Consider the following 20,593-nt stretch of genomic DNA (forward strand, 5'->3'; position numbering starts at 1 on the left):
AGTGGGCATGGCACTGGCGGCGGACCGTGCGTCGGCGTGGCGCCGGTGGTGTCAGGAGCTGCTCGCGGTGCGAGGGCTACCCAGGTGCCGGGCGAAGAATCGGATCGAGCTGTCGATTTCGAAGGACGGGACTCGAAAGTGGCTGCCGGGGTTGGCGTGCAGGGTCTTCTCGGCGGAGCCGAGTGCGTCGAACAGTTTCATGACTGAGTCCCGCGGATTGCCTTCGTCGTCCCACTGCAGCACGAACTCGACCGGGATCGTGATCCGCGCCGCGGTGTCGGTGAGCCAGTCGCTTCCGATGAGGCCGAGGACGGCAGCTGTGATCCGAGGTTCGGCCGCGATGAGGCGGATGCCCATCTCACCGGCCTGGGACAGGCCGTAGTACCCGACGGGCTGGCTGTCGCCGACGGAGTCCAGTTTCTGGAGCGCGTCGAGGGTGGTCTGCCAGTCGGGTATGAGCTGCGCCGCCACGGTTTCGTTGAGGGCGGGCCACGCCGGGCCGAAGGGCTCGCCCGCGGCCTCTCGTTCCTGGATGAGCGCGACGAGCCGCCGGATTTCCGGGTGCTCCGGCCTGTCGCCGGTACCTGGGGCGTCGATCGCGGCGACCGCGAAGCCGCAGGAGGTGACGTAGGGGAAGGCCCGGGAGACGACCTCCCATCCCTTCTTGTGCTGGCCGCCGCCGTGCCCGATCAAGACCAGCGGACGGGGACCGGAGCCCTCGGCGGGCGTCCAGAGCACCCCGGGGATGTCTCCGATAGTGAAGAGCTGTTCGCGGATGCCGTCAGCGAACGTTTCTGAGGTGATGCGCATGGCGGGATTACATCGGCATTCCCGCTGACGCGGCGAGTCAATTATCCGGACGGCCGGGCCGGCGACGGTGATGCCCGCCGCCGGTTGATCTCCCGCCGCCCGGCCACGATCGGCCATGCCGCCAGGCTGTCCATGGTCACGCCTGCGGCGCACCGATTCCGGCGACGCTCCAGCGCCGACATCCCCCTGGTGGTCTCGGTCCGGCGAGCCTTGTAGAGAGTGACGAAGGGGACCAATGATCGCGGCTGACGAGTTTGAAGGGCCTTCGAGATCATCCGCATAAGTTCGTAATGGTCCTACGGGCGCGTATGTCTGCGATGGAGCCTGCGCCTGCATCCGGCTCAGTGGGGGAGCTCTTCCAGCGAAATCATGCAGGACTCATAATCTGACCATGCCGAGATGGTGGCCTTGGGTAGTCGTGATGCTCTGCAGCCTCGCTCTGGCAGTGGCGGTCACAGTGGCCTTGGTGCTGCGGGGGCTGGAGTACACGGCGTGGCTGACCGGCGTCCTCGCTCTGCTGCCTTTCGCCCCCGCACTGGTGGGGTGGGCCAAGCGACGCACCCAGGCAGCCGATATGGACCGGCTCGGCTACACGTTCGTAGGCCCCAACGATCGGCTGCCGCGCGTTCGCGACGTAGAACGGGTGGCGCCGCTGGACCACCGGGACGGTCGCGCCGAAGGCCCAGCCGACGAGGTCCCCTTTATCCGGCGTGATGCCAGCCGGGACATCGAGCAGGCTCTGAGTGCAGGTGGATTCGTGCTCGTCATCGGAGACTCCACAGCCGGCAAGACGAGGGCCGCCTTCGAGGCGATGCGCGCGTCCCTACCTGACCACTTCCTGATCGCGCCGTACCTGTCCGAGAACATCCACCAGGCGGTCGCCCTCGCCCGTCGGCACCGCCCGAGCGTCCTGTGGCTTGACGATGTCGAACGCTATTTGGGCAGCGCGCGGCTGACCGTCGGCATGGTTGACGACCTGCTCCAACAGCAAGCGGTCGTTATCTTGGGCACGATCGGTACGGGCCAGCTGGAGAAGTTCGGTTCGCGGGCCGACGAGGCGGGCGGCGACGAGCGGGAGACCGAGTACCGCCGGATGGGCCGTCAGGTGCTGGGGCGGGCCAAGCGGATTTCCCTTCCTCTCCACTGGAGCGAGCGGGAGGTGGCCAGAGCGAGAAAGGCAGAGGGCAACAGCAAAATCGCCGACGCGCTGGCGCACGCGGACGAGTTCGGCGTAGCGGAATACATCGCCGCGGGCCCTCAACTCCTGAAAGACTGGGATGCCGCGCGATCCCTATCGAGCGCCCATATACGCGGCGCGGCCCTGGTCGCCGCAGCGGTCGACGTGCGACGCGCCGGCTACACCGAAGGCGTGACACGGGACTTTCTCCGCTCTCTTCACGAGCACTATCTGCGGGCGGCACCGGGCGGCGTGGTGCTGCGGCCCGAGCCGTGGGAGAACGCCCTGGAGTGGGCCGTACATAGCTCATACGCCACGACCAGCATGCTCATACCGCAAGGGGACGGCCTGTATCGGGCCTTTGACTACCTCGTCGACGCCGCGGACCGCGCCACGGAGCCCGAGGCGCCGCGGCCGGAGGTATGGGACGCTCTCGCCGATTACCTCGGCGATGAAGACCTCGCAGCCTTGTCGGACGTGGGCAGCACCGCCTATGACTACGGCCAGTTCGGCGCAGCCGAGCGCGCGCTGCGCCGGGTGGTTGAGAAGGGCGGGGACGAGCTGAGCGCGTCGGCAAGGGCCACGCTCGGGCTGGTCCTCGAATCCCTGGCGGACGCGGGCGAGCTCCCTTATGCGGCAGCGCGCGGAGAGTACGAGCTGGCCGCCGCGTCGGGCTGGCCGGAGGCCGTTGCGCACGCACAGATGCGGCTGGGAGTCCTACTGGCCAAACTGGACGAGCGGGAGGAGTCGGTGGTCTGGTTCAAGCGGGCCAGGGATTCCGGCCATCCCTGGTACGGGGGCAGGGCCAGCCGTCATTTGGGCTACTGGCTGGAGTCATGGGGGGACGTTGAGCAGGCGCGCGAGGCGTTCCAGCACACCATCGGCCACGGCCATCCGCGGCAGGCCATCAAGGCGATGATCGCGATGGGCGACCTACTCTCCGACCACGACCCCGAATCCGCTGCCGATGCCTACCGCCAGGCTATGGATGCCGGGGACCCGGAGCTCGCCACAGCCGCCGCCCTCTGTCTCGGTGTCCACCTGGACAAGACCGGCGACCGGCAGGGGGCGTATGAAGCGATGGGACGGGCGACAACGTGGAGTGACGAGAACGGCGAGCCATGGCTCATTGCGTCCTTCGAGTTCCGGCTGGACGATTATGCGAGCGCAGGCACGATGGCGCGGCTGGGCGTACGGGCGGCCAAATCGTTACAGCACCTGGAGCGGATCACCGCCGTTGGCCATCCGGAGGTGACACCCCTTGCCCTCGTCTATCTCGGATACCTCCGCCGCGAGGAAGGGGACGAGGCTGGCGCCCGCGAAGCCTGGATGCGAGCGCGGTCGCGCGGTCATCAGCTTGCGCGTGAGCTGGCTGATGAACTGCTCGCGGACCTCAACGAGGTCGAGAACGACTGAATAGTGGCCCCTCGCCGGTTGACGGCCAGGACCGGGACGCGGACGCCTACGTGCTGGCGCGTTACTGCCTGTGAGCTGGCAAGAACCGTTCGTGTAGGAAGCCTCGGTGGACGCACCTTCGCAGAATGTCAGCCATGACTTGGTCGTCGATCTCGATGGCCACGCGATCCTCATGCCGTAATCGACGCCAACGAGGGTGGTTCCTCGTGTAGGTGCGGCTCCACGATAGAGATCGCTTGGGCGTCAGCTCCCCTAATCTTCTGGGCTAGCTCGTCCGACCTGATCGTCGGCTTCCGCATCTGGTGGCGAATCTGATCTCCGCCTGGTGCTCCCGGCCTGGGGTATCTGAAGTGTGGTTGGCATGGACGATCTCATCTGGACGGTTGTGGCGGCCCAGGCGAGCCCGAGATGCACCCCTTCGGCCAAGGTCTTCCCGTTGCTGACCTCCCAAAGCAGGCCTGCGGCGAAGGCATCACCCGCACCGGTCGCGTCCACTACATCTACTGAGATGGCTGGGTAATGATCGCTTTTGCCTGACGAGTAGACGGTTAGGCCGTTGGCGCCTTCCGTCACGACACTGGTGGTTTTCGTGGGGACAGGGGCGAAGTCGTTGCGGGATCCGATCAGATACTGCATGGCGGGGATCGTGCCTGGCGGAACACTCGTGACCAGCGCTCCTGCGGCGGCCATGGCTTGGGCTGCGGCGGTGAAAGCGTCGTACCAGGCTGCGAAGTAGACGATATCTCCCGACGCTACGGCTTGTGCGGGGATCGTGATGGTGTGCAGCAGGTCGTCCCGGGATCGGCCAGGGACAGCGCGCCAAATATCGATGAAGGGTCTTTAGATGTGGCTTGAGGGAGTCCGGGGGAGGAAGCAAGACGCCCAGGAAATGAGGCGAAAATAGGCACAGCGCGCGATCTGATGAGAGCTGTCAGCGAGTCTGTGAGCGAGGACGACACAGTCCTCGACGCCGCTCGCAAGCTTCGGAATGTCCACATGGAGGCGCTTCCGGTGGCCCGGAGGGACGGTCCGCTTGAGGGTGTCCTTACCTACCGTGACGCGGCTCGGTCCGAGCTCATCGACCGCGGGGCCGATGTGGGGGGCTCTGGGCCTGCTCGCCGACCGCGACCACCAGGTGCTCGTCGGCGCCTGGGCCTTCGCCCCGCAGGTCGGGGAGTGGATCCACCAGGCGGCTCTGGCCATCCGCGCCCGCATCCCGCCAACGCCACCTCAGCAACGTCAAGAACGCAAGGACACCACATGGACCTCAAACTCGAATTCATCGTGCTGCCCGTCTCCGACGTCGATCGGGCCAAGAGTTTCTACGAGGCTGCGGGATTCCGGTTGGACGTCGACCAAACTTTCAGTGAGGACTTCCGGCTCGTGCACTTCACGCCACCCGGCTCAGAGTGCTCGATCATGTTCGGCAAGGGCCTCACCTCCGCCGCGCCCGGCTCCGCCCAGGGCCTGTACCTCGTCGTCGACGACATCGAAAAAGCCCGTGCAGAGCTCGTCGGCCGCGGCGTCGAGGTGAGCGAGATCTTCCACGACGGCGGAGGGCTCCTCCACCACGGCCATGACGCCGACGGGGTCGTCCACCGTGGCCAGGGCCAGGAGCGGCTGGCCGGCCCACACCCCGACCGTGCCTCCTACGCCTCCTACGTCACCTTCCGTGACCCGGACGGGAACGGCTGGGGACTCCAGGAGGTGAAGCAGCGGGCCCCCGGACGGTGACAGCACGTTGATCACACCTCCACTCAGCTACTCAGCTACTCAGGAGAGTGACCGATGGTTGCCAGCAACCTTGTTCTCATCGCTGGCGCCGGTGGCACGGGCCGCACGGTGCTCGACCAACTGCGCGCGCAGAACGTGCCGGTGCGCGCGATGGTCCGCCGCGACGACGAGCGTGCGGCCGAGTTGCGTGCCCTCGGCGCGGAGGTCGTCGTCGGCGACCTGACCCGGCCGGAGAGTGTGGCGGCGGCGTTGGAGGGTGTGGGGCGGATGTACTTCACGATGCCCGTGTCGCCGGACCATCTGCTGGCGACGACCGTGGTGGCCACCGTGGCGCGGGAACGCGGGGAGCTGGACGCTCTGGTGGGCATGTCACAGATGGCGGTGTCGGAGATGACCTCCACCAGCACTGGCACTGCGGAGTCGCACCAGCACCGGCTGCACTGGCTGGCGGAGCAGGTACTCGACTGGTCAGGCCTGCCAGTGGTACACATCCGGCCGACAGTCTTCCTGGAAAATCCGCTGTTCACCACACTGGCGGCCCGGTCGATCCGGGAGAACGGCACGATCGCGCTGCCGTTCGGCACCGGGCGCACGGCGCCGGTCGCCGTGGACGACGTCGCCCGGGTGGTCGCCACCGTGCTCCGCGACCCGGCTCCGCACGTCGGGCACGCCTACGAGCTGGCCGGGCCACGCATGGTCGACATGACCGAGATGGCCGAGGAGTTCTCACGGGCATTGGATCGTCCGGTGTCCTATGTGGACGTGCCGCTGGACCGGTGGCGGGCCGAGGTGCTCGCCAAAGCGGGCCTGCCGCCGCACGTTGAACAGCACCTCGCCACCATCTTGATCCGACTGCACCAAGAGAACCGCTACGACGCCGCGTCCGACGCCGTGGAACGCGTGACGGGCGTACCTGCGCAAACGATCGAGGCGTTCGTGGCCGCTCGCAGGGACTTCTACCTGGGCTGAGCCGGGTGTGAGACACGTCGGCCACGCAATGGAGGATTTCGATGCACGTACCCGATCGGCAGCTGCACCATCGGCGTCCTCCTGTTCCGGAGAGCGGACAGGGCCCCGCCGGCACCGCGCAGTGTAAGGCCCGGGCCGGAGGGCGAGCGCCGGAGGCCGGGTCGGGCGGCCCGGGGGCGGCGTGAGGGCGGGGCGGCGTGGGGTCGGGCGGCGGGGTCTGGGGCCGGGTGGGGTCGGGGGTTTCCGGGTGGGGTTCCGGGGTGGCCAGCTGTCGGGTGACCGCCACCCGATGACGACCAACCGCCGGTGACCGCCACCCGATGACGGCCAGCGGGGCGGCGGCCAGCGGGTGACGGTCAGCGGGTGGCTGGTGTCGAGGTGGCTGGTGTCGAGGTGGCGGCTAGCGGACTGCTGCGATGATCCGCCCCGCCTCCCGAGCCGTGATCAGCCCAGAAGCCGCCAGCTCCGCACTCTTCCTGGCCACATGGGTAACCAGCTGCCCACCGGAATACTTCTCGTCCTCGATGAGATCCTCGACCGTGCACCCATCGGCCCGGTACCGGTTGGCGACCCCGCTGTCCCGATCCTTGATCGTGACCGTCGGCGACAAGTCCGAACGCGGACAGGCATCGACAGGCGGCGTGTAACGCAGCAGCCGAGCACCACCCTGGATGACACCGTCGGCGTCCTTCGTGCCACTGCGGAACCAGACGTTACCGGCCCCGTCCTGCGCACTCCGGTGAACGCCCGACTCCACCGCCACCGTGACCTCCTTCGACAGCGGGTCGATCCGCAGCAGCTTCCCGTCCAGCGCGGCGTAGACGTGCTCGTCCGCGTTGAGGTGCAGCTCGTCGGGCACGCTGCCCGAGCCGGTGCTCAGCTTCACCCGTCGTACCACCTCACCGGTGGCCGGGTCGGCGAGGAAGAGCGTGCCGTCGGCCAGGCCCCACAGCAGGCCGTCCGGCCCCTCGATCAGCGAGGTGATCGTCCGCGCGCCCGGGACGGGGGTGTACTCAGAGCGCTTGGCGCCGGTGGCCAGATCGTAGGTGAACAGCTTAGCCTCGGTCGCCCTCGGTGTGGTGCCGCCGCCGCCGTTGATCGACGTGCCGCCCCACAGCGTGCCGCCCAGGACGACCAGGGACGTGACGCCCTGGTCGGTGACGGGCGCGCGCAGGACGGTGTGGGTGCGGGTGGTCTCGTCGTAGACGGTGAGCGCGCCGCCCCACAGGCCGTAGTCGGGGGTGCTGCCGATGTAGACCTTGCTGCCGGAGGAGGCGAACGCCACGGGGCGGTTCTGGCCGTCGCCGATCAGGCGGAACAGCTCGCGCGGGTTCGTGCCCGACACGAAGGGCTGCGCCGGGTCGTAGTGCATGATCGAGCCGTTGGGGTAGACGCCGAGGTAGAGCTTGCCGTCCTTCCAGAACCACCCGTCGGTCTGCCCGGTCCGGCCGAGCTGGGTGACCGTGCCGGTGGCTGGATCCAGGACGGCGAGGTTGCCGTTGATGAACAGGTTGGTGTAGATCCTGCCGTCCGGCCCCGCCGTGATGTTGGCGATGTCGATGGGCTGGTGCGGGAAGGGCAGCTTGAAGCGCTCGGCGGCGCCGGTGGCCGGGTCGTAGGAGAAGGCGTCGCCGCCATAGTTGCCGATCGCGGCGTAGAGCTTGCCGTCGACGAAGCCCCAGCCGACCGCGGGGCCGCCCGCGTTCACCGGGCCGGGCACCGGCTCGGGCCGGTCGGCGGCCAGGTCGTAACGCCACAGCGCGCCGCTGGAGGTGAAGTAGACGTAGCCGCCGGCGGCGGTCTTGGTGGTGCCGCGCGAGTTCATGGTGAACCCGTCGGCCAGCACGGCCCCGGTGTCCGGGTCGAGCACGAGCGCCTGGTTCTTGCTGCGTTTGACGAAGAGCTTGCCGGCCACGAGGTTGATGTCGTAGGGGTAGCTGGCGTCGCCGCGCAGGGCCTCGGGCCAGATGTCGCGCTTCTCGCCGGTGGCCAGGTCCAGCCTGATCAGGTGGCCAGCCGAGCCGATGGCCGCCCACAGCAGGTGCCGGTCGGTGTCGACGGCGACGTCCACGGTGTACTGCTGGCCGGGGAACATCGCGCCCAGGTCGCGGAAGCCGGCCGACGGCGAGTAGGAGAAGGCGTGCGCCCCGGGGTAGGTGCCGCCGTAGACGGTGCCGTCCGCCCCGGCCTGCAGGCCGTAGGCGTACGTCTCGCCGGGCACCACCTGGCCGAGGTCGGTCGCGACGTCGGCGCCGGGCTTGAAGGAGTAGAGGTGGCCGTTGGGATAGGTGCCAGCGTAGACGGTGCCGTCGGCGGTCTGGGTGATGCCCCAGCCGCCCGACGAGCCGGGCAGGGGCACGGTGTCACGCAGCTCGCGGGTCACCGGGTCCACCTCGGCCACGACGCCGGGGGTGCCCATCTGGATGGCGAAGACCGCGGGCCGGCCGTCCTGGCCGGTGCCGAAGTGGCCCTCGTGGACGGTGAGCGCGGCGGACTGGACGCCGAAGTCGGTGACGGTCCCCTGGACCGGCGAGGCGGCTAAGAAGGTGGACAGCACGACGGAGAGGATGCGCATAGCTAGGGCATAACGGGCCGGACCGTAATTGTCAACGGTCCGGCCCGCCGTTCTACGAAATGCTCCTCCCCTCCACCGCGTCCAGCAGCAGCGGCGCGGGCCCGGCGTCGCCGCGTACGCCGAAGCCGTACCGGTAACCGGCGCGCACGTCTGGGTCGGTGAGGTCGGGCAGGTGCTGCAGCGTGGCGGCGGTGACGAGCCGCCACCCCGAGCCGGCGTCGGCGTACATCGCGGCCCGGTTGCCCACCAGCGACAGCGCGAAGCGGCCGCCGTCGGGGATGCTCACGCCCTGCTTGACGCCGAACACCGCCAGCCCGCCCGGCACCTGCGGCCCGCGCACCTCGAACCCGGCGAACTTCTGGGTGTTGACGTAGAAGGCCACGACGTCGGTCGGCATCAAGCCCATCATCGCCCGGCGTGGCACCCCACACGGCTCCGGCCTGGGCGTTCATCGGTGGGTGGTCGAGAGGACGATCGCGCTCCTGCACTGGTTCCGCCGCCTGCGCATCCGCTGGGAGATCCGCGACGACATCCACGAAGCCTTCATGACTCTCGCCGCAGCGATCATCTGCCGGCGACGCCTCGTCCGCTGATCTTTCTGTTAGGACCTCTTGGGGGCATTGACGTACTTTCGGTCCATACCGATATTCTCATGAGTGCCACAGATCTCCTGCCAGCGGGCCTTTCGGTCCCGGCCGAAGATGGAGGACCCCGCTATGCTCACCCGCCGCAGCCTGTTAGCCGCCGCGATCCTGGCGCCGGGCGCCGCCCTCATCCCGACCCCGGCACGCGCCGTGTCCGTCACGCCGCTCGGCTCCCCGCTCAAGGACGTCACGCTGGTCGGCGGCGCCATGGCGCCCGGCCCGCACGGCAAAAAGGTCCTGTGGTCGGTCGCCACCGGCGAACCGGCCAAGCTCAACGCCGTGGACCCCGCCACCGCCAAGACGGTGCTCACCCAGCCGCTGACCGGGTCGCCGGGCGCGTACGCGGTCGTCGCCACCCGCGACGGCACCCTCTACGTCGGCACCTACGACACCGGCTCCCTCTACCGCCGCAAGCCGGGTCCGGACAGCACGCCGGAGAACCTCGGCCGCCCGCTCCCCTCCGAGCACTACATCTGGCGCCTGGCCATCGACGATGAGGACTGCCTTTACGGCGGCACCTATCCCGGCGGCCGCGTCTTCCGCTACGACCACCGCACCGGCCGGGTCCGTGACTACGGCCAGCTCCTGCCCGGCCTCCAGTACGTCCGCAGCATCGCCGTCTGGGGGTCCTACATCTACGCCGGGACCCTCCCGGACGCCCACGTCATCGCCATCCACAAGGACACCGGCGCCAAGCGCGAGCTCCCCCTCCCCGAGGGGCTCGGCGACGGGACCGGGCAACTCGTCAACGACCTCAACGCCTACGCCGGAAAGCTCTACGCCCGCTTCGGCACCGCGATCAACGGCAAGCTCGGCGTCTACGACATCTCGGCCGGCAAGTGGATCGACCTCATCGACGGCGTCGCCGGCCTCGACGTCTCCTCGCCCGGCCGGCACGGCGAGGTCTACTTCACCCGGAACAACCGCCTCACCCGCTACCAGCCGCGTACCGGGAAACTCACCGCGGTCGGCCCCGACATCATGGGCCGGGTCGCCAACAACCGCGGCATCGGATGGGCCGACCTCGGCACGCGCGACTGGCCCGGCGAGACGGTCACCGGGCTCCTGTGGCGCGGCGCGCTCTTCCGGCACAACCCGATCACCGGCCGCGGCGAGCTCGTCCAGACCGACGTGCCCGGCGATCCGGTCCTCATCCTCACGCTGCACGCCGGTCAGAGCGGGACCGTGTACGCCGGCGGGTTCCTCAGCGGCTTCGCCGAGATCGATCCCGGCACCGGACAGGCGGACTATCACAGCTTCGGGCAGATCGAGAGCATCCGCGAGATCGGCGGCGCCGTCTGGATCGGCGGGTACCCGGACTCCCGGCTGTACCGCTACGACCCGTCCCTGCCCTGGTCGAGCCCCGAGTACGCGCCCGGCCCGCCGGGGACGGCCGACAACCCGGTGAAGATCACCGATCTGAAGGCGCAGCACCAGGTACGCATCCGCGCGATGACCGACGCGGGCACCGACCTGGCCTACGGCACCATGCCGGACGGGACCACGCTGAACGGCGCCCTCGTCATCGTCGACAAGACCACCCTGGCGGCAGCCGTCCACCTGCCGGTAGTCACCGACCAGTCCATCGTCAGCCTGGCCTACCAGGACGGCACGATCGTCGGCGGGACGTCGATTCACGGCGGCTACTCGACGCCCACGCCGACCCAGCCCGAGGCCCGCCTGTTCGGCTGGACCGTCTCGGCCGGCAAGACCTTCGAGATGACGCCGGTCCCCGGAGCCCCGGCCATCCCGGCGCTCCTCCAGGACTCCACCGGCCTGTTGTGGGGACTCGCCGACGGGCAGCTCTTCGCCTTCGACGTGGCCTCCCGGCAGGTGGTGCACCGCCTGCAGCTGGCCCCGGACACGGGTTCGACCGCGGGCGAGCTCGCCCGTCCGGCCGCGGACGGCCGGATCTACGCCCTGGTCCAGCGGCACCTGCTGTTCGAGATCGACCTGGCCGGCCGTACCGGCAAGCTGCTGCTCGACCGGCCGGCGCAGAACCTGGCGGTCCACCCCGACGGGCGGATCTTCCTGGCCGAGGACACCATCCTGACGCGCGTCGAGTGACCACCACGATGTCGATCATGGACAAGCTGGACCCCCGGCGTACCGCGCTCATCCTCATCGACCTGATGACGCGCATCGTCGAGCAGCCCACGGCGCCGCATGCCGGTCCCGCCGTGGTGGCCCGCTCCCTCGACCTGGCCGAGGCGGTGCGCCTTCCACGACACCGGGCTGGAGGAGGCGCGGGCCCACGAGTTCGCCTTCGACTACATCTTCCCGCGCATCGCCACCGTCTCCACGACCGCGGAGGTGGTGGCGGCTGACTCAGTCGTAGAAGCCCAGCCGCCGCAGTTGCTTCGGGTCGCGTTGCCAATCCTTGGCCACGCTGATGCGCAGGTCCAGGTATACCCGTGTCCCCAGCAGCGCCTCGATCTGCTTGCGGGCCCGCGAGCCCACGTCGCGCAGCCGTTCCCCCTGGTGGCAGGATCGCGGCGGACGACTTCGACGTCGATGCCAGGGGCGGCGCCGCCCCTCCTGCGAACGATCGCGAGGTGATCGCCGTACCGAGCCGCACCGGGCCGCACCGGGAGCGGCCCTGGTGACGGTCATGGTCGCCGGCCCCTTTCTCAGCCGGGGTCGCTGCGGCCTTCGAGGCGGCCGATCGCCTGGGGGCCGGCGTTGCCGCGCAGGCCCACGGCGTAGTGCCAGCCATCCAGCGCGCCGGGCCTGGTGAAGTCGATGCGGCCCTGGGTCGTGCCCGTCATGGTCTGGGACCAGCCCCAGCCACCCCCGCGGTCGACCCAGGTGCTGATCGAGTTGCCGTCGAGGACGAACGCCCAGCGGTCGCCGGGCTCCAGCACCCCCGTGGCGCCGGAGGCGGCGGTGAGCCTGCCGTCGATCCTGATGTCGATGCCGTGCTGGCCCTTGATCCCGGTCCAAGCCATGACGTAGTTGCGCTCGTCCTTGACCAGGCCGTTGAACAGAGCGTCCTGCCCCTTCCCGGTGCCGGCCCACCGGTCATGGTCGACGATCACGACAGCCCGGGAGCTCTTCGGCCCGGAGCCGTGGGAGACCAGGCCGTAGTAAGCGCCCGGTCCCTGCGCCTGCAGCGTTCCCGTGCCGAAGGTCAGCTGCGGCAACGCCTCGGTCGCCGACGGCTTGTGGACCGTGTAGGCGGCGCTGGAATCGGTGTCGAAGGTGTCGTCCACGCCGACCTCGGGGTAGGCCTCGGGGGCGAAGGTCACCGTCGTTCTGCTGATCGCTTGGATCGCGTGCCCGTCCCAGCTCGCGGTGGCGGTGAAGTCCGCGGTCTGGCCGGTCAACACGGTCGATTCCGCCCGTACGGTGAACGCGACGTGACGGGCCTCGCCGGGCTTCAGCGAGCTGATCACGTCCGGCTCGGCGGCGGTCGCGGTCCAGCCCTTGGGGGCCGACAGCCGTACGCGAACGTTCCGCGCCGTCTTGGCGGTGTCGTTGACGACCGAGACAATCCCCGTCCCGGCGCCGGTCGCGGTGGAGATCGCGGCCGGCGCCTGGTACACCGAGAGCCGGGAGTCGACCGCCCGGAAGCGGGGACGCTCCTCGGGCACGGAGACCCGGCCGCTGACCAGCGTGGGCGGTGCGCCGTGGCGGCCCGAGCGGACGCCGAAGACGGACAGCCCGCCGCCGTTGGAGGCGAAGCGCAGTGTGACGGTGTCCCCGTCGCCGAGTTGGCGTGCGGTGATCGGGACGGCGATTCGGTAGCCGTAGCGGTTGCCGAAGTCGGCCACGAGGGAGCCCCGTGATCGACCGGCCAGCGCCGTCGGACCGTGGGGATCGTCGGGCAGCTCGATCAGCGGCAGCGCGGTGCCGTTGACCGACACGGTGAGGCGGGCGGGGTAGCGGCGCGCGGTGGTCACGTTGTTGGGGTCGTACCAGCCGCGGGGCTGGGCGGCCGCGATCTCCGCGATCAGGGTGGCTCCGCGCGCCCGGCCCGTGCGGACCTCCTCGGGCAACTGGACCTCGTACTCGAAGTGGCCGCGGCCGTAACCGGTGACCCAGTCGGACCCGCCGGTGGTCCTGGCCTGGGCTCCGCCGGTCCATTCCTGCGCGGTCACTGCGCCGGGGGAGAAGCCGCCGTCGGGGGCGGGGGTGTCGAAGGTCAGGTAGTTCTCGGCGACGGTCCGGCCGCCGGTGTCGAGCCAGATCCACACGTACCCGTTGCGCAACTTGGCCGGCGCGGTGACCGACACGGTGCCGGCGTCGGTCACGGTGTAGCGTTCCGGGGTGAACGGCCGCGAACCGCCGCCGCCCGCGTCGGCGACCCAGCGGCCTTCGTCGTCGTAGCCGCCGATCTTCCACCGGAGCGTGGCCCGGGACAGGTCGGTGTCACCGAAGTGGCTGACCTTGACCGGCACCTCGATGGCGCCGCCGCGTTCGACGGTCCGCGCCGACGTGCCCATCAGCGAGATCGCGTCGTCACCCTGGAACAGGTCGATGCCGCGCGGTCTGCCGTGATGGTCCACGAACTCCGGCTGGTTCGGCTGCCGGTCGAACGTGACCGGGCTCTGCACCTCCTGCTCGGTCTCGGCGAGCTGGACGCCGACGTACCCGTTGAGCTTGGGATAGGCGCGGAACAGGCCGAACGTGTGCGGCGCCTGCCCGGACCTGATGGCGAACTCGGAGTTCAGCCACGGCTGCCCGCTCTGGGCGCCGTCGTTGAAGTTCCAGGTGGAACCCGGCTTGACCTGGGCGTCGAACCCGTCCAGCAGCTTCTTCCACTCGTCGTAGCCGGCCAGGTAGTAGTGGAAGTCGTTGAGGTCGGTGTCGAGGTGGCCGTTCCGGCAGCAGGCGGAGTTGTCCACGATCAGCCGCGACGGGTCGGTGTCGCGGGCGACCTCGACCATCCTGCGGACGTACGGGAACGCCTCCGCCGGGATCGGCTGCTGCCACGGCTCCTTGCCGAGCCCCCACGCCTCGTTGAAGATCGTCCAGATCACGATCGACGGATGGTTGTGGTCCCGCTTGAGCGTGGCGCGCAGCAGCCCCTCGAACAGCCGCTCGGCCTCCGCGCCCAGGGAGTGCCAGCCCGCGTTGGGCATGTCGTACCAGATCATCAGCCCGAGCCGGTCCGCCCAGTGGTAGTAGGCGGGTTCGTTGACCTTGAGGTGGTTCCTGACCACGTTGAAGCCGAGCTTCTTGGCGTTCTTCAGGTCGAGCAGGATCGAGCCGCGGCCCGGCTCGTTCTCGGTCCCGGTACGCAGGTCGGGCCCGGCGGTGACCCCGGTGTAGGTGTACAGGCCCCACGGGTTGTAGCCCTGGTCGAGCACGCCCCTCAGGTAGACCGGCCGGTTGTTGAGGTACACGTACTGGTACTCGTTCTGGTGTCCGGGCGCCCATTTCCGCTCGATCGTCCGCAGACCGAACGTCGTCCGGACGCCGTCGTCGTTCCCGAGACGGAAGTCGGCGGTGTACAGGGCCGGATCGTCCGGCTCCCACAGGCGCGGCCGCGCGATCGGGATCCGCGCCGTCCCGCGCCCGTCCTCGAGCGGTACGTCCGCGCTGCCGACCACCTTGCCATCGGGGCCCCTCACCTCCACGGTGGCGCGCTGCCCGCCGTCGGCCGCGACGTCGATCCGCGCGGCCGCCACGGACGGCGTGCGCGCGTCCCCTTCGAAGGTCAGCTCGGGTGTCACCCGCGTGTCGGTGAGCCGCGCGCCCGCGTAGGGCTCTATCCACACCGACTGCCAGATCCCGCCGACGTCGCTGAACCAGCCGGTGTCCGCCCCGTTGGGCTCGCCCGTCTGCTTGCCCATCGGGTACGGAGACTCGGGCGTCGTCGGCGGCGCCACCACCCGGATCGTCACCGTGTGCGTCGAACCGGGAGCCAGCGCGCCCAGCCCGGCGCTGATCTCGGTGAACCCGTCCCCGGTGTACGGCAGCACCGGCTCACCGTCGAGCCAAACCGCCGCGCCCCAGTCGGCGGCCCCGACGCGCAGCCGTACCTGCTGCTTGGGGAAGTCCCTGGGCACGGTGAACGACCGCTGGTACCAGACCGTCCCCCGGTAACCGGCGAAGGCGCTGCGGAAGATCTCCTTGGTCGCCAGCTCCTCCTCGCCCCACGCGGCCAGCGACTGGTACGCGAACGGCACCCGGATCGCCTTGCCGAACGCGTGCCCAGGGGCGTACCAGCGTTCGCGCTCCCCGACATTCCCGGGATCGAAGTCGAACGACCAGGTCCCGTTCAGCGACAGCCACGTGTCGCCGGTGAACGGGCGCCGGTCGGCGTCCGGGCGCGGGTAGTCCTGCCGCGCCGGATCGGTGTCCCTGGCCAGTTCGAGGGTGACCGAACCGGCCGCGGTCGTGGACGCGAACGCGTACCCCTCCTTGCCGGCCACCACGAGCGCGCTGCTCTCCGGCACGCCGGCCAGCACGAACGTGCCGTTCTCGGCGGTCGTGGCGAACACGTCGCTCCGCGAGGCGTGCACGCTGGCCCCCTCGATCGGCGCGCCGCTGCCGGCGTCCACCACCCGGCCGCTGACCTCAATCGTGCGCCCCTCTGCGGGGGTCGCGGGCGGCGGCGGCACCGCGAGGGCGGGCGCCGTCGCCGCCAGCAGCGCCCCCGCGGTGAGCACCGCGACGGCGAAGGTCCGTCGTAACGTCATCGCCCATTCTCCGATCCGGCCCGCTCGATCGCCGCCGGGCGCAGTTGCGCCGCGCGGATCCGCGCGACGTCCAGCTTGCTCGACCGGTCGAAACGGTAGACGCCGTTCTGCTCCTGGTAGACGTCGGTGAGCTGCGTGTAGCAGTAGCCGAACATCCGGGGATCGTCCAGCAGCACTCCGACCAGCCCGGCGAAGCGCCGCTGCAGCTCCTCCTCACTGGCGGGCCGCTCGCCGTAACCCCAGGACTGCTCCTCGGGAGGCGCGTCCGGGTTCCACCAGATGCCCCCGAACTCGCTGCAGAAGTACGGCTGCCCCTGGTACGGCACCGACCACGCGGTCCCGTCGGGGCCGGCGTTGACGTACGGCTCCCCGTCCGCCAGCCCGGCCATCAGCTTGCCGAACACCTCGGGATCCTGCTCGTAGCAGTGGGAGTCGTACACGTCGGCCCCCGGCACTCGGTGGGCGTACCCGGACGCGTCGATCACCGGCCGGGTCGGGTCGGCCGCCTTTGTGGCCAGGTACATGCCCCACGTGACGTCGTCGAGCACGGTGATCCGGTCGTGCAGCTTCTGGAAGGTCTCGTTGAGCGGGCACCAGCCGACGATGGACGGATGGGAGTAGTCGCGTTCGACCGCCTCCAGCCACTGCGTCACAAAGGAGGCGGTCGGCCGCTGGTTGTCCCACGACGCGCCGCCGCCGGTGTTGGCGCCCCAGTCCCCGAACTCGCCCCACACCAGGAACCCCATCCGGTCCGCGTGGTACAGGTACCGCTCCTCGAACACCTTCTGGTGCAACCGGGCGCCGTTGAAACCGGCGGCCACGGCCAGCTCGATGTCGTGGCGCAGGGCCTCGTCCGAGGGCGCGGTCATCAGGCCGCCGGGGTAGTAGCCCTGGTCGAGCACGAGCCGCTGGAAGCGCACCTCGCCGTTGAGCAGCACGGCATGGCCGTCGATGGAGACCGAGCGCAGCCCGGCGTAGCTGGCGGCGGTGTCGATCACGGTGCCGTCGCCGTCGAGCAGGTCGATGCGGACGTCGTACAGGTGGGGGTCCTCGGGGGACCAGAGCCGGACGCGGTCCTGCGGCAGCGGCAGCCACACCTCGGGGGCGAGGTCGAGGTCGGCGCGCGCCCGCGCTCGCGCGACCTCGCCGTCCTGGTCCGACACTGTCACCTGCACCTGGTGCCCGGCGCGGGCGGCCGACACCGGCACGGTGATCCGGAACGCGGACGCGGCGACGTTGGGCGTGATCCGCGGCCGGCCGAGGTGCTGGGCGGGCACGGGCTCGCACCACACCGTCTGCCAGATGCCGGTGGTGCGCCCGTAGTGCGCGCCGTGCCCCTCGTACGTGGTCGCCTGCTTGCCCCGTGCCTGCGGACCACTCCGCGGGTCGCGGGCCCGTACGACCACCGTGTACGTGTGCCCCGGATCGGCCGAACCGGCCAAGTCGCAGCTGAACGGCGTGAACCCGCCCCGGTGCCGCCCGGCCTCCACGCCGTCCACCCACACGGTGGCGTCGTGGTCCACCGCCTGGAAGTGCAGCAGCACCCGCTGCCCGGCCCAGCTCCGCGGCACCCGCACGGTACGGCGGTACCAGACGGCCTCGTGGAAGTCCGGGTCGCCGATACCGGACAGCGGCGCCTCCGGGCAGAACGGCACGACGATCTCGCCGCTCAGCTCCCGGCCGAGCAGCCCTCGCTCCAGCCCGGAGTCGCCGGCGTCCCGCTCGAACTGCCACGTCCCGTTCAGGCACTGCCATTCGTCGCGGACGAACTGCGGCCGCGGATACTCGGGACGGGGGATCATGGAATTGTCAGGCACAATGCTCACTTTCGATAGATCAGGATTTGACGGCACCGGCGATGCCCTCGATGAAGTACCGCTGCAGCACGATGAACAGCACGACGACCGGCAGCAGCGAGATCGTCGCCGCAGCGGCCATGCCCGACCAGTCCGTGGCGTTCTCACCGACGAACGCCAGCATGCCGACGCTGACGGTGCGCAGGTCGGGCCGCGAGAACGTGAAGACCAGCGGCAGGAAGAACGCGTTCCAGGTGGACAGGAAAGTCAGCACGGTGACCGTGGCGGTCACCGGCTTGGCCAGTGGCAGCATGACGCGGAAGAAGATGGTGGCGAAGCCGGCGCCGTCGATGAGCGCGGCCTCGGTCAGTTCCTTGGGGATGCCGCGGAAGTAGCCGAAATAGAGCAGGATGGCCGCCACGTTCGCGGCGCCCGACATCGCCAGGATGATGCCGGTCAGCGAGTTGAGCAGGCCGAGCTTTTGGGACAGGTCGACCAGCGGGATGATGGTGTACCCGGCCGGGACGAACAGCGTGGCCACCAGGACGCCCATGATGATCTTGCGGCCGCGGAACTCGTGGCGCGCGAGGACGTATCCGGTCATGGCGCACCTGACCACCACGACCACCACCGTGCACACAGTGACGATCACGGTGTTGAGCAGGTATTTGCCGAACTCCGCCTCGACCCACGCGCGCTCGTAGTTGGCCCACTCCGGTGCGTCCGGCAGCAGGTCGAGCCCCTTGGTGAACACCTCGGCCGACGTCTTGAACGACGCCGAGACCATCCACAGGAACGGGTAGATCCAGATCAGGCAGCCGATGGCGAGCGCGGCGGCGGCCAGCCACCAGGGCAGCCGGCGCATGACCTTGGCCGCGTTCACGCCATCCCCCTGGTCCGGCGGGTGGCGCGCATCGCGAGCAGTTGCAACATGCCGACGATGCACACGAACAGGCCGAACAGCACGGCGGCCGCGGACGCGTACCCGAGTCGGGGGACCGTCGCGGCGAAGGCCCACCGGTAGATGTACACCTCGATCACCTCGGTCGAGTAGAACGGGCCGCCGTTGGTCATGGTCAGGACGAGGTCGAAGACCTGCAGCGACGCCTCGATCGAGAGCAGGGTGATGATCACCAGGAAGGGCTTGAGCAGCGGCATGGTGATGTGGCGGAGCGTGGCCAGGGCGCCGGCGCCGTCGAGCCGGGCCGCCTCGTACACCTCGTTCGGCACGGTCTGCAGCGCGGCCAGCCAGTAGACCAGCGTGATGCCGAACCACTTCCAGACGTACACGCCGATCGTCGTGCCGAGCGCCGTCGAGGACTGCCCGAGGAAGTCGATGCCGTCCGGCGCCAGCCCGGCCTCGCGCAGCGCGAGGTTCACGGGGCCGCTGGCCGGGTCGAAGACGAACTGCATGACGACGCCGACGATCGCCGTGGTGGTGACCACCGGCAGGAACAGGGCGGTCCTGAACAACTTGCGCAGCGGCATGCGCGGCGAGTTGAGCACGATCGCGATCAGCAGGGTGGCCAGCACCTGGATCGGCACCGCGACGAGCATGAACGTCAGCGTCAGCCGAAACGAGCTCCAGAACATCGGGTCGGCCAGGACCTCTTGGTAGTTGGCCAGGCCGATGAACGACGGGCTCGCGTCGAACCCGTTCCAGTCGGTGAGGGAGTACACGTAGCTGCCGACGATCGGGTAGACCGTGAACGCGCCGTACAGGAGCACGGTCGGGGTCAGGAACAGCCAGACGTACAGGGTGGTGCGGTCGCGGAGCCGACGCGCCGCGGAGGGGAGTGCGACCGTCATCCGCGCGCGCCCGTGGTGCTCTCGTCGACCATCAGCCGCCACGGCGCCTCGAGATGTACGGGGGCGCTGTCGTCGCCCTCGACGCGCTCCAGCAGGCGCCGCACGGCCAGCTCGGCGATCTTCTTCTTGTCGGGCACGATGGTGGTCAGCGGCGGGGTGGCGAACCGGCCCTCCTCGATGCCGTCGAACCCGGCCACGGCGATGTCCTGCGGCACCCGCAGACCTCGCGCCAGGATCGCCCGCATCGCGCCGAGCGCCAGCAGGTCGTTGTAGCAGAACACCGCGTCCGGCGGTTCCGGCAGGTCGAGCAGCCGCTCCATCGCGAGCCGGCCGTCCTGGCGCTGGTAGCGCAGCACCGGCACGGTGAGCTCGGCACGCAGGGGCAGCCCCGCCTCGTCCAGCGCCTGCCGGTATCCGGCCGACCGATGCGCCGCGGTGTTGCCCACCGGCCGGTCCACCAGGCCGATGGCGGCGATCCGCGTCCGGCCCAGGGAGGCCAGATGCGCGGTGGCGCTCCTGGCGGCGGCGGTGTCGTCGATGGCGACGTGGTCCACACCCTTTACCTGCACCTCGCCCAGCGTCACCGCCGGGCACTTGCCCGCCCAGTCACGCAGCTCGTCGGGGGTCAGGCCGAGCGGGCTGAAGATGAACCCGTCGAAGAGGGCCGAGCGGTCGCGCCGCATGACGATCTGCCGCTCCCGTTCCGCCACCCCCTCGGTGCGGTCGATCAGCACCGTGTAGCCGCGCTCCTCCGCCTGGTCCACCACGTGGGCGGCCAGCTCGGTGAAGTAGGGCACGTCCAGCGGTAGCACGAGGGCCAGCAGGTTGGAGCGCCCCAGGTTGAGGCTGCGTGCCGCGACGTTGGGCCGGTAGCCGAGCTCGTCCAGGGCCTGCTGGACCTGGGCGCGGGTCTCCTCGGACACGTACGCGAAGTTGTTGACGACGTTGGACACGGTCCGTACGGAGACTCCCGCCAGCCGCGCCACGTCTCTTTGGGTCACCAAGGTCGTTCACCT

14 protein-coding genes and 3 pseudogenes are annotated in these 20,593 nt (G+C 69.8%); 7 read left to right on the forward strand and 10 right to left on the reverse strand.

Going from position 1 to position 20,593, the window contains the following annotated elements:
* Positions 1 to 51 precede the first annotated feature (51 nt).
* Positions 52 to 927 carry an alpha/beta hydrolase gene (locus OHA25_RS16890; protein WP_327588523.1) on the reverse strand — a complete coding sequence of 292 codons (876 nt, stop codon included), beginning with the start codon at positions 925 to 927 and terminating at the stop codon, positions 52 to 54.
* 349 nt (positions 928 to 1,276) lie between these two features.
* Here OHA25_RS16890 and OHA25_RS16895 point away from each other — a divergent pair, with 349 nt between their 5' ends.
* A complete protein-coding gene (locus OHA25_RS16895) occupies positions 1,277 to 3,403 on the forward strand; it encodes a hypothetical protein (RefSeq protein ID WP_327588524.1) in 2,127 nt (708 codons plus the stop codon).
* Positions 3,404 to 3,655: 252 nt separating this feature from the next.
* Here the strand turns inward: OHA25_RS16895 and OHA25_RS16900 are convergent, their stop codons facing one another.
* Positions 3,656 to 4,039 (reverse strand): carbohydrate kinase family protein, encoded by a 384-nt coding sequence (locus OHA25_RS16900; protein WP_327588525.1) that lies wholly within the window; start codon positions 4,037 to 4,039, stop codon positions 3,656 to 3,658.
* A gap of 285 nt (positions 4,040 to 4,324) precedes the next feature.
* Here OHA25_RS16900 and OHA25_RS61395 point away from each other — a divergent pair.
* From OHA25_RS61395 to OHA25_RS16910, 3 genes and pseudogenes are all read left to right on the forward strand, one after another.
* A pseudogene (locus OHA25_RS61395) lies at positions 4,325 to 4,459 on the forward strand (CBS domain-containing protein); the annotation flags it as partial.
* A 204-nt stretch (positions 4,460 to 4,663) separates the two neighbouring features.
* Positions 4,664 to 5,137 (forward strand): VOC family protein, encoded by a 474-nt coding sequence (locus tag OHA25_RS16905; RefSeq protein ID WP_327588526.1) that lies wholly within the window; start codon positions 4,664 to 4,666, stop codon positions 5,135 to 5,137.
* 54 nt (positions 5,138 to 5,191) lie between these two features.
* The gene (locus OHA25_RS16910) at positions 5,192 to 6,106 is read left to right on the forward strand and encodes an NmrA family NAD(P)-binding protein (protein WP_327588527.1); all 915 of its coding nucleotides are present in this window, start codon (positions 5,192 to 5,194) and stop codon (positions 6,104 to 6,106) included.
* Between the two features lie 400 nt (positions 6,107 to 6,506).
* On the opposite strand, the gene OHA25_RS16915 is transcribed toward OHA25_RS16910, so the two are convergent.
* Together OHA25_RS16915 and OHA25_RS16920 are read right to left on the reverse strand one after the other, a co-directional pair.
* Positions 6,507 to 8,681 (reverse strand): hypothetical protein, encoded by a 2,175-nt coding sequence (locus tag OHA25_RS16915; RefSeq protein WP_327588528.1) that lies wholly within the window; start codon positions 8,679 to 8,681, stop codon positions 6,507 to 6,509.
* Between the two features lie 52 nt (positions 8,682 to 8,733).
* Complete coding sequence (locus OHA25_RS16920; protein ID WP_327588529.1) at positions 8,734 to 9,078, reverse strand: hypothetical protein; 345 nt, start codon at positions 9,076 to 9,078, stop codon at positions 8,734 to 8,736.
* Between OHA25_RS16920 and OHA25_RS16925 the strand changes: the two are divergent.
* From OHA25_RS16925 to OHA25_RS16935, 3 genes and pseudogenes are all read left to right on the forward strand, one after another.
* Positions 9,074 to 9,274, forward strand: a pseudogene (locus OHA25_RS16925) (transposase); the annotation flags it as partial. The gene OHA25_RS16920 and the pseudogene OHA25_RS16925 overlap by 5 nt on opposite strands.
* Positions 9,275 to 9,397: 123 nt before the next feature.
* The gene (locus OHA25_RS16930; protein WP_327588530.1) at positions 9,398 to 11,392 is read left to right on the forward strand and encodes a hypothetical protein; all 1,995 of its coding nucleotides are present in this window, start codon (positions 9,398 to 9,400) and stop codon (positions 11,390 to 11,392) included.
* A 17-nt stretch (positions 11,393 to 11,409) separates the two neighbouring features.
* Positions 11,410 to 11,652 (forward strand): hypothetical protein, encoded by a 243-nt coding sequence (locus OHA25_RS16935; protein ID WP_327588531.1) that lies wholly within the window; start codon positions 11,410 to 11,412, stop codon positions 11,650 to 11,652.
* 1 nt (position 11,653) lies between these two features.
* Here the strand turns inward: OHA25_RS16935 and OHA25_RS16940 are convergent.
* The 6 genes and pseudogenes from OHA25_RS16940 to OHA25_RS16965 all read right to left on the reverse strand — a co-directional run.
* Positions 11,654 to 11,806, reverse strand: a pseudogene (locus OHA25_RS16940) (KH domain-containing protein); the annotation flags it as partial.
* Between the two features lie 149 nt (positions 11,807 to 11,955).
* Positions 11,956 to 15,972 carry a glycoside hydrolase family 2 TIM barrel-domain containing protein gene (locus OHA25_RS16945; protein WP_327588532.1) on the reverse strand — a complete coding sequence of 1,339 codons (4,017 nt, stop codon included), beginning with the start codon at positions 15,970 to 15,972 and terminating at the stop codon, positions 11,956 to 11,958.
* The gene (locus tag OHA25_RS16950) at positions 15,969 to 17,789 is read right to left on the reverse strand and encodes a glycoside hydrolase family 2 protein (RefSeq protein ID WP_327588533.1); all 1,821 of its coding nucleotides are present in this window, start codon (positions 17,787 to 17,789) and stop codon (positions 15,969 to 15,971) included. Before OHA25_RS16950 ends, OHA25_RS16945 begins: the two co-directional genes overlap by 4 nt.
* A 19-nt stretch (positions 17,790 to 17,808) precedes the next feature.
* Positions 17,809 to 18,651 (reverse strand): carbohydrate ABC transporter permease, encoded by an 843-nt coding sequence (locus OHA25_RS16955; protein ID WP_327588534.1) that lies wholly within the window; start codon positions 18,649 to 18,651, stop codon positions 17,809 to 17,811.
* The gene (locus OHA25_RS16960; RefSeq protein ID WP_327588535.1) at positions 18,648 to 19,577 is read right to left on the reverse strand and encodes a carbohydrate ABC transporter permease; all 930 of its coding nucleotides are present in this window, start codon (positions 19,575 to 19,577) and stop codon (positions 18,648 to 18,650) included. The genes OHA25_RS16955 and OHA25_RS16960 overlap by 4 nt, the downstream gene beginning before the upstream one ends.
* Positions 19,574 to 20,578, reverse strand: coding sequence for a LacI family DNA-binding transcriptional regulator (locus OHA25_RS16965; RefSeq protein WP_327588536.1), 1,005 nt, complete (start codon positions 20,576 to 20,578; stop codon positions 19,574 to 19,576). The genes OHA25_RS16960 and OHA25_RS16965 overlap by 4 nt, the downstream gene beginning before the upstream one ends.
* Positions 20,579 to 20,593: the final 15 nt, after the last annotated feature.

The organism is Nonomuraea sp. NBC_00507 (genome assembly GCF_036013525.1).
Classification (GTDB): Bacteria; Actinomycetota; Actinomycetes; order Streptosporangiales; family Streptosporangiaceae; genus Nonomuraea.

What these genes read in the sequence shown, in the direction of transcription:
- OHA25_RS16890 (WP_327588523.1), bottom strand. Translation starts at nt 927, where the DNA reads ATGGCCGATCGTGGCCGGGCGGCGGGAGATCAACCGGCGGCGGGCATC.
- OHA25_RS16900 (WP_327588525.1), bottom strand. Translation starts at nt 4,039, where the DNA reads ATGCAGTATCTGATCGGATCCCGCAACGACTTCGCCCCTGTCCCCACG.
- OHA25_RS16905 (WP_327588526.1), top strand. Translation starts at nt 4,664, where the DNA reads ATGGACCTCAAACTCGAATTCATCGTGCTGCCCGTCTCCGACGTCGAT.
- OHA25_RS16910 (WP_327588527.1), top strand. Translation starts at nt 5,192, where the DNA reads ATGGTTGCCAGCAACCTTGTTCTCATCGCTGGCGCCGGTGGCACGGGC.
- OHA25_RS16915 (WP_327588528.1), bottom strand. Translation starts at nt 8,681, where the DNA reads ATGCGCATCCTCTCCGTCGTGCTGTCCACCTTCTTAGCCGCCTCGCCG.
- OHA25_RS16920 (WP_327588529.1), bottom strand. Translation starts at nt 9,078, where the DNA reads ATGCCGACCGACGTCGTGGCCTTCTACGTCAACACCCAGAAGTTCGCC.
- OHA25_RS16930 (WP_327588530.1), top strand. Translation starts at nt 9,398, where the DNA reads ATGCTCACCCGCCGCAGCCTGTTAGCCGCCGCGATCCTGGCGCCGGGC.
- OHA25_RS16935 (WP_327588531.1), top strand. Translation starts at nt 11,410, where the DNA reads ATGGACAAGCTGGACCCCCGGCGTACCGCGCTCATCCTCATCGACCTG.
- OHA25_RS16945 (WP_327588532.1), bottom strand. Translation starts at nt 15,972, where the DNA reads ATGACGTTACGACGGACCTTCGCCGTCGCGGTGCTCACCGCGGGGGCG.
- OHA25_RS16960 (WP_327588535.1), bottom strand. Translation starts at nt 19,577, where the DNA reads ATGACGGTCGCACTCCCCTCCGCGGCGCGTCGGCTCCGCGACCGCACC.